Origin of the sequence: Paraglaciecola hydrolytica, assembly GCF_001565895.1 — a bacterium.
Lineage (GTDB): Bacteria > Pseudomonadota > Gammaproteobacteria > Enterobacterales > Alteromonadaceae > Paraglaciecola > Paraglaciecola hydrolytica.
Genome location: NZ_LSNE01000002.1, coordinates 353,698 through 361,563 on the forward strand (window position 1 = coordinate 353,698; position 7,866 = coordinate 361,563).

The following is a 7,866-nucleotide window of genomic DNA, read 5'->3' on the forward strand; positions in this document are numbered from 1 at the left end:
GGAAACACAATGATTAAACGAATTAATGAACATGGCTATGAAATTGCAGAATGCCTGCATAGCTTAATCAACAATGAGGTACTGCCAGGTTTGGCAGTCAAGCAAGCAGATTTTTGGCAAACCGTCGCTGATGTACTTAATGAGTTTATTCCTCGTAACAAAACACTGTTAAACACCAGAGACCACTTACAAACAAAAATCGACGAGTGGCATGGCGATGAATCGAATAAGCCTTTTTCACAAGATAAGTATCTGCAGTTTTTAACCGATATTGGCTATTTGTTGCCTGAACAAAGTGATTTTCACATTACCACTGAAAACGTAGATGCAGAAGTTGCCTTGTTGGCGGGGCCACAATTGGTTGTACCTTTGATGAATGCCCGATTTGCGCTAAACGCCGCGAATGCCAGATGGGGTAGTTTGTATGATGCTCTTTATGGCTCTGACGTCATTAAGGATGAGCCTAATAGTAAGTCTACATCAGTTGCATATGATCCGCTGCGTGGTAAAAAAGTCCAATCTTATGCCCGTGATTTTTTAGACCTAGCTTTGCCTCTCGCACAAGGCAGTCATCACGCTGCAGTTAACTATAAGATCGAAAACCAAACACTTATTATTGAATTAAATACCGGCACTCTGGTGACCTTAAAAAACCTACAGCAATTTGTAGGGTTTAGGGGTGGTATTGAGGCTCCAAGTGCCATTTTATGTGTTAATAATGGCCTACATATTGAAATTCAAATTGATAAAAATCATGCCATCGGGCAAACCGATGCAGCAGGCATAAAAGACCTAGTTTTAGAATCCGCTTTGAGCACCATTCAAGATTGTGAAGATTCCATTGCTGCGGTTGATGCTATGGATAAAACCGCTGTGTACGCCAATTGGCTAGGGCTAATGAAAGGGACCTTGGCGGAAACCATTCACAAAAATGGTAAAACCAGCACCAGAACACTTAATCCTGACCGTACTTATAGCAAAGCAACGGGTGAAACCATCAGTTTACCTGGTCGTAGCCTACTGTTTATCCGTAATGTAGGTCATCTAATGACAACTGACGCTATATTAACGGCCGCAAATGAAGAGGTGCCGGAAGGCATTGTTGATGCCTTGGTCACATCCTTAATTGGGCTCCATGATTTACAAGGCACAAGTAAATATGTGAACTCAAAACAGGGCAGTATCTATATCGTGAAACCTAAAATGCACGGTCCTGAAGAAGTGCAATTTACTAACGATTTATTTAGCCGCATTGAAAGCAATTACGGGCTTAAACAAAATACCATCAAGATGGGCATTATGGATGAAGAGCGCAGAACCTCAGCCAATCTTAAAGAATGTATTCGCGCCGCGAGCGCACGAGTTGCTTTTATTAATACTGGATTTTTAGATAGAACAGGGGATGAAATTCATACCAGCATGTTGGCTGGCCCCATGGTTCGTAAAGAACTGATGAAAAACGAGCAATGGATTTCGGCCTATGAAAACAGAAATGTCATGATAGGTTTAAAAGCAGGCCTCAAAGGTAAGGCGCAAATAGGCAAAGGCATGTGGGCCACACCTGATGAAATGGCTGCCATGCTAAAAGCTAAAATAGGCCATCCAAAGTCAGGTGCGTCATGTGCATGGGTACCATCGCCAACAGCTGCCACCTTACATGTCATGCATTACCACCAGGTTAATGTGTCAAAGGTACAAGATCTTATGTTGGCTGAGGCTCGTTCAAACGATGATGACTCACAACTACATGCTTTGTTAACCATTCCTTTGCTTAAAAATAGTGTGGATTTGCCTGAGCAAGAGCGACAAGAAGAGTTAGATAACAATGTACAAGGTTTGTTGGGCTATGTGGTGCGTTGGGTCAACCAAGGAGTAGGTTGCTCAAAAGTGCCAGATATTAATAATGTAGGGCGCATGGAAGACAGAGCGACCTTGCGGATTTCCAGTCAACATATTTGCAACTGGTTACATCATGGCCTTCTAAGTGTCGATCAAGTCATGCAAACCTTAAAACGTATGGCGGTGGTGGTGGATGCGCAAAATGCGCAAGACAGTTCTTACATTGCCATGGCACCTAACTTTGATGGCAGCCTAGCTTTTCAGGCGGCGGTTGATCTTATCTTCCAAGGTGAGCTGCAACCAAGTGGTTATACTGAGCCTTTGTTACATAAAAAGCGGAACGAACTGAAAAAAAGTTTAGCCATGTAATGGCAAAGATTATTATGCTAGAAAAAAAGATAGAGGGTGGCGATATTCGTAAAAAGAATAAAGCTCTCATTCTTGATGCAGCCAAAAAAGAGTTTGTTACCTTCGGTTTTAAAGGTGCATCCATCAAACGCATTGCTGAACGTGCCAATATCCCTCGGGCTAATATTCATTATTATTTTGCCAACAAGTTGGAGTTGTACCAAGAGTTACTCAGCAGCATTATTAGCATTTGGAATTCAAAATTTGATTCACTCAATATCGAAGATGATCCACATACTGCATTGTCCAGTTATATTCGCTCAAAAGTGATGTATTCCCGTGATGATCCTGATGCATCTCGCATTTTTGCAAGTGAGATAATTCATGGAGCACCTATATTAAATGATTATCTGTCGAGCGACTTTAAAGTGTGGGTGCAAACCAAGGTTGATGTTATTCAATTTTGGATTAAACAAGGCTTAATAGATGATATCAACCCTCACCATCTGTTGTTTTTAATTTGGGGGGCGACTCAACATTATGCCGATTTTAGTGTGCAAGTCCTGGCTGCTTTGGATAAACAAACCATGGATGAACAAAGCTTTGAGGCTATTGTTAACTCCATCACCACCATAGTATTAAAAGGCTGTGGGGTGAAACCCGCGAAACATGCTGATGGTTTACCAGAGTAAATAGCGCTGCCTTCATACATAAGTAATAACGAGTCATACCACTAACTAGGCACCATTATGGCCAAGCTAGTGTTATAGTAGCGCCTTTTTTAAAATCTAAATGCTTGTAGAGTCCGTGATGTTCGAAAATTTATCCCAGTACAGTATGGAATTCTTAACTATTGCTGGAGTACATCTATTAGCGGTAGCCAGCCCAGGACCTGATTTTGCGGTAGTACTTAAACATAGTGTCAGTTTTGGTCGCCGTGCGGCGATGATTACCAGTATTGGTATTGGCTTAGGTATACTTGTACACGTAGCTTATTCTTTGTTGGGAATAGGTTTGTTGATCCAAACTACGCCCGGTCTATTTCAGGTGTTGAGTTATGCTGCCGCAGCGTATTTGTTGTACCTAGGATGGGGGGCGATACGCAGTAAACCCAACCAAGCTGTTGATCTTAATCCTGATTCCGCTGCCAGCAATACTGTCAGCGATAAAAAAGCCTTCTGGGTCGGATTTTTAACTAACGGACTTAATCCTAAAGCCACTTTGTTTTTTTTGTCGGTGTTTGCCGTAGCAGTTTCAGCACAAACCCCTAACAGTATAAAACTGTTATATGGACTTTATTTGGCTGCCGCTACTGCTTTATGGTTTTGTATTTTGTCGTACTGCTTAAGCTCAACAAAGGTGCGAGTGTTTTTACAAAGTAAAGGTTATTGGTTTGATCGTTTTATGGGCGCGATATTGATTTTATTAGCAGTCAAATTGGCGATCCCAGAGTGATTTACCCGCATATGACAAAGATGAAAAGTTTGGATCCAATTAAGGTTATTGCTTGAAAGAAGATAAAGTGAAACAAGACGAATTTCATACACTAGGTGGTAGTGTTGAAGCAAGCCTGCAAGGTAAGGTCAAGCTTGACTTACGCGCACTGGCAAAAGAGGCGTGGGCACTGACACAATCGGGGAAAGGTGGTTTGTTACAAGGAGCCATGATTATAGTTTTGTTGGGTTTACTACTGGTTTCTGGCATGCAGCAACTTTTTGGTATTGAAGATTGGGCTACAGCTCCACCTAAAACTCGTTTAATTATGCAAATTTGCCTAACCATCTTAACCGCCCCCTTTGTTGCGGCCATGTTGATGATAGGCATTTCTCATAGTGTGGGCGAAAAGCCGAGCTTTTCCTTAGTATTAAAGAAGGTTATCAACTCAGCTTTGGTCATTTTATTAGCTTTGTTAGTGTCTGTTTTAGTGGATCTGGGTTTTGCTTTGTTTTTATTACCGGGGATTTATTTGGGACTAGCCACCGGCTTTTCCATGATGTTATACATTGAAAAACAATTGCCACCCAGCCAAGCTATTTTGCAATCGCTCAAGGTATTTAATCGCTACTGGTCACAACTCAGTGTGTTTTATGTGGCTATTTGTATTCTATTTGTGCTGGGCATGTTTACATTTGGATTTGCCTATATCTGGATAATCCCTTTCTATTTTAATTTTAAAGGCGTGTTATACCGCGAACTATTTGGCATAAAAGTGGTATTGGTAGCAGCAGACGGTCAACACAATCAGCGAGACTCTATCTTTCATGCATGATGACCACAAGCACAGCAAACATAAAGCTGAGCATAAACAGAGTAAACCTAAGGTCGAGCATAAGGCTGGGCATAAACACACTAAGCATAAAACCGAGCCTAAACCCAAGCACAAACACAATAAACATAAAGCTGAGCATAAACAGAATAAATCTAAGGTTGAGCAAAAAGCTGGGTATAAAAGTAAAGATAAACCTAAACGTATAAGATTTAGTCTGCTTGTTCTATTAGGTTTTATCGCTGCATTTGTATTACTTACCCTAAAGTTTGAACAAAGTACAATTGATGATGATGAGCAGACTGATGACATTATCAGTTTGGAACATATGGATATTCCGCCCCTTGAATACGCGAGTAAAGTTGTGCCAAGTTTCGGCGAAATCGCGGATATAACAGAAAAGAAAAAGAAATTTTTTGCCTATTTATTGCCTGAGATTAGGCGCCAAAACAGTATAGTCTTACGTGAGCGTGAGATAGTATTGGCCCTCTCAAGCCAGTATTCACAAACGCCAGTTTTAACCCCAAAACATCGCGACATATTGGATAGGTTAGCAAAAAAGTATCAACTGGTGGATGAAGAATCAACTCATGCTTTATTACGTGAATTGACCAGACGAGTAGATATCATTCCACCTGCCTTAATTTTAGTGCAAGCGGCCAATGAATCGGCTTGGGGGACTTCGCGATTTGCGCAAGATGGTTACAATTTTTTTGGATTATGGTGTTTCAGAAAGGGCTGTGGTTTTGTACCTAATGAACGTAACGATGATGAAGTGCACGAAGTTGCTAAATTTCGAAATTTGTCCCACGCAGTGAATACCTATATACGTAATTTAAATCGTCATTATGCCTATGCTGACTTGCGCGATATTAGAGCTAACCTTAGAGCTAAAAACCGTCCGATTACCGCTGAAGCTTTGGCTCAGGGCTTACAGAGCTATTCTATTCGTGGGCAAGAATACATTGATGAGATATTAAGCATGATCCGAGTAAACCGTAAACATATGAATTTGAATGCATGAAGTCATTATTATTTTTCGCTATATTAGGGCAGGCAGTATTGGTTCAGGCTGCTTACGCTGGCCAGTTAGAGCTTGAATACTCGAGTTTCTATAATCATTTAAAAAAAATTGATAAAGAAGATCTCAGCGCTTTACAGTTTTCTTTTGGTTTTAAAAAAGTCCAAGAAGCTAAACTGTGCCAAATCAATAAAGCACAACTTGTCACCCAAAAAGTCACCTTACCTATAGAGATAAATAGTGACTATCGTTTTACTCTACCTACTGAAAAAGCCTTAAATATGGCTAAGGCTGTTGTATCAATTGAGCTTACAGAGCCCAATAACCAGTGTGATATGTCGGTGCAGTTAGAAACAAAAGCGGAGTATCTAAATTCTACTTATAGCGTGGCAGATTTAGCCTTGCTGAATGCTCAATACCAAGAATTTTTTGCTGATATGGGGAGTTTTTTAGCATTTTTGATGCCCACTACAAACGGTCTGAAATTGGTATTTTCTCAGCCTCCACAAATAGTTAGTAAACAGGCTGGAGTCGTCATTGCTGGTAATGAAATTAGTTTAAACAATGAGTGGTTGAAGACGATGTCCCATGAACTTGTTTTTACTGAAAAACCGTTACGCATAACCGCTATCGTTAAAAAATAGCCAGAAAACACAGATAAATGCTTGAAATACAAGCTTTAAGCCGCTGTGCGATTTCTTTCACGCAACAAATAAGGTAAATTCCCCCGCGTTTTTATTCTTGGATACTTAGCTCACGACATGAAAAAAATTGCCACTTTAGGCCCCAAGGGCACCTTTTCAGATACTGCCAGCCAAAAATATATTGCCGCGCAAAATCTGAGCCACGAAATTGAATATTTTGATTCAATTAAACTGGCGTTGAATGCAGTGGGTCATAGTTGTGAAATTGGCATATTACCGGTAGAAAACTTTTCTGAAGGGTTTATCTCACTGGTGCTCGACCATCTACTGGATGCCGACTTATTCATCATGGCTGAGATTAGGTTACCTATCCGTTTCTCCTTAGTCAGTAATTCAAGGCTAAAACAGGACATTAAACACCTATTTGTGCAGTTTGTCGCCAAAGGCCAATGTTCGGAATTTATTGGCTCACTACACAATGTCGAAGTCGAAAGCACCGAAAGCAATATTGAATCGCTGGTACATGTGCAACAAGGGCAGGGTAACTATGCCGCCATAGTACCCTCAAATGCCGTGCAGTTTGGTGATTTCCCATTGGTATTGGAAGATATCAACGACTACAAAAATAACGAAACCCGTTTTTTAGTGTTTTCCAAAGACCATACCTTAGCTGCCAAACAAGCTAACACAGATTACAAAACCAGTGTGATAGTGATGGACGAAAACGACCATCCAGGATTTTTGGGTGAAGTACTGCTGTCGTTCTCCAGTCGTAAAATTAACCTAACCTCAATTATGTCGCGCCCAACCCGCCAAACCTTTGGTAAATACCATTTCTTTATCGATTTTGATGGTCATATTGAAGATAAGGTTATTGCCTTAGCACTGGCCGAGATCAAAGTTAACTGTAAAGTCAAAGTACTAGGCTCTTATCCCAAGTTAAACGCCCAATCCTAAGCGGCGAAGTCGTTACGTGAAAGGGTATGCGCTGCGCTCACTTATCACTTTGCGACAAAGATTATGTGATGCGCACACCGCAATTCATTGCGTTTTTCAGACGGCGTCCGTGCCGCCCAACCATACTTTTTCCCAACAGCCGCAAAAAGGCCCGCTCTCCAATCAGCTTACTATTCCAATTTAAGCCCAACTTGTTGATCAAACCAGCGAGGAGAGCGCGTTCCTGAGCTCACCGCGCCTTGCCCTGACATTCTGTCTGGTCATTTGACAAGTTGAACTCGAAATCGGGCAAGTTGGTGTCGAGCGGAAGAGCTAGCTTTCTGCGACCTTAAAATTTTATGATGGGTCTCGATAAGCTTTATAAGTCCCTTAATTAAAGGGAGGAATAATTACCTTGTTTTGCTATAACATATTGCAAAAAAATTACCGGAGATATTCTGAAAAAAGCAATCATGCTGACAACAATAAGGACGTTAACGATGAAAAATCATTTTTATAAATTTTCTATTATTCTATTTAGCTTAATTTATTTTCCTAGCCTACAGGCGGAAGAGCAAAATCTGCCATTATGCGAATCAAGCGTTTGCACTAAAGTTTTCCACAATAAAATATTAGAAAAAGCCACTCTCGTTGTTTGGAAAAACGAAAGTGACATACTCACCTCTCATACTTTTGATTTAGATCGTTCAGCAAAATTAGTTATACCTAACAGCGGCCAAAGTAAATATAGTAATAATGTATACAGCTCCAACTCAGAAGCTCCAGCTCCCCCTTGCTATGCCGGCGCTTGC

Annotated in this window: 7 protein-coding genes and 1 pseudogene; all 8 read left to right on the forward strand. The window is 40.8% G+C overall.

Features of this window, described 5'->3' with window-relative positions; genetic code table 11:
• Window positions 1-9: 9 nt before the first annotated feature.
• On the forward strand, window positions 10-2,208 hold the full coding sequence (locus AX660_RS02380) for a malate synthase G (RefSeq protein WP_068371920.1): 2,199 nt from the start codon (window positions 10-12) through the stop codon (window positions 2,206-2,208).
• Window positions 2,209-2,222: 14 nt separating this feature from the next.
• Window positions 2,223-2,879, forward strand: coding sequence for a TetR/AcrR family transcriptional regulator (locus tag AX660_RS02385; RefSeq protein WP_068372091.1), 657 nt, complete (start codon window positions 2,223-2,225; stop codon window positions 2,877-2,879).
• A 118-nt stretch (window positions 2,880-2,997) separates the two neighbouring features.
• A complete protein-coding gene (locus tag AX660_RS02390) occupies window positions 2,998-3,642 on the forward strand; it encodes a LysE family translocator (RefSeq protein WP_068371923.1) in 645 nt (214 codons plus the stop codon).
• 52 nt (window positions 3,643-3,694) lie between these two features.
• Window positions 3,695-4,456 (forward strand): hypothetical protein, encoded by a 762-nt coding sequence (locus AX660_RS02395; RefSeq protein ID WP_082768701.1) that lies wholly within the window; start codon window positions 3,695-3,697, stop codon window positions 4,454-4,456.
• A complete protein-coding gene (locus AX660_RS02400; protein WP_082768702.1) occupies window positions 4,449-5,477 on the forward strand; it encodes a glucosaminidase domain-containing protein in 1,029 nt (342 codons plus the stop codon). The genes AX660_RS02395 and AX660_RS02400 overlap by 8 nt, the downstream gene beginning before the upstream one ends.
• Window positions 5,474-6,118 (forward strand): DUF2987 domain-containing protein, encoded by a 645-nt coding sequence (locus AX660_RS02405; protein ID WP_068371926.1) that lies wholly within the window; start codon window positions 5,474-5,476, stop codon window positions 6,116-6,118. The genes AX660_RS02400 and AX660_RS02405 overlap by 4 nt, the downstream gene beginning before the upstream one ends.
• 117 nt (window positions 6,119-6,235) lie before the next feature.
• Window positions 6,236-7,075 carry a prephenate dehydratase gene (gene pheA, locus AX660_RS02410; RefSeq protein ID WP_068371929.1) on the forward strand — a complete coding sequence of 280 codons (840 nt, stop codon included), beginning with the start codon at window positions 6,236-6,238 and terminating at the stop codon, window positions 7,073-7,075.
• Between the two features lie 479 nt (window positions 7,076-7,554).
• A pseudogene (locus AX660_RS23260) lies at window positions 7,555-7,866 on the forward strand (hypothetical protein); the annotation flags it as partial.

Excerpts from the sequence above, each read along its gene's own strand:
- AX660_RS02400 (WP_082768702.1), top strand. The coding sequence starts at position 4,449 with ATGCATGATGACCACAAGCACAGCAAACATAAAGCTGAGCATAAACAG.
- AX660_RS02380 (WP_068371920.1), top strand. The coding sequence starts at position 10 with ATGATTAAACGAATTAATGAACATGGCTATGAAATTGCAGAATGCCTG.
- pheA (WP_068371929.1), top strand. The coding sequence starts at position 6,236 with ATGAAAAAAATTGCCACTTTAGGCCCCAAGGGCACCTTTTCAGATACT.
- AX660_RS02385 (WP_068372091.1), top strand. The coding sequence starts at position 2,223 with ATGCTAGAAAAAAAGATAGAGGGTGGCGATATTCGTAAAAAGAATAAA.
- AX660_RS02390 (WP_068371923.1), top strand. The coding sequence starts at position 2,998 with ATGTTCGAAAATTTATCCCAGTACAGTATGGAATTCTTAACTATTGCT.
- AX660_RS02405 (WP_068371926.1), top strand. The coding sequence starts at position 5,474 with ATGAAGTCATTATTATTTTTCGCTATATTAGGGCAGGCAGTATTGGTT.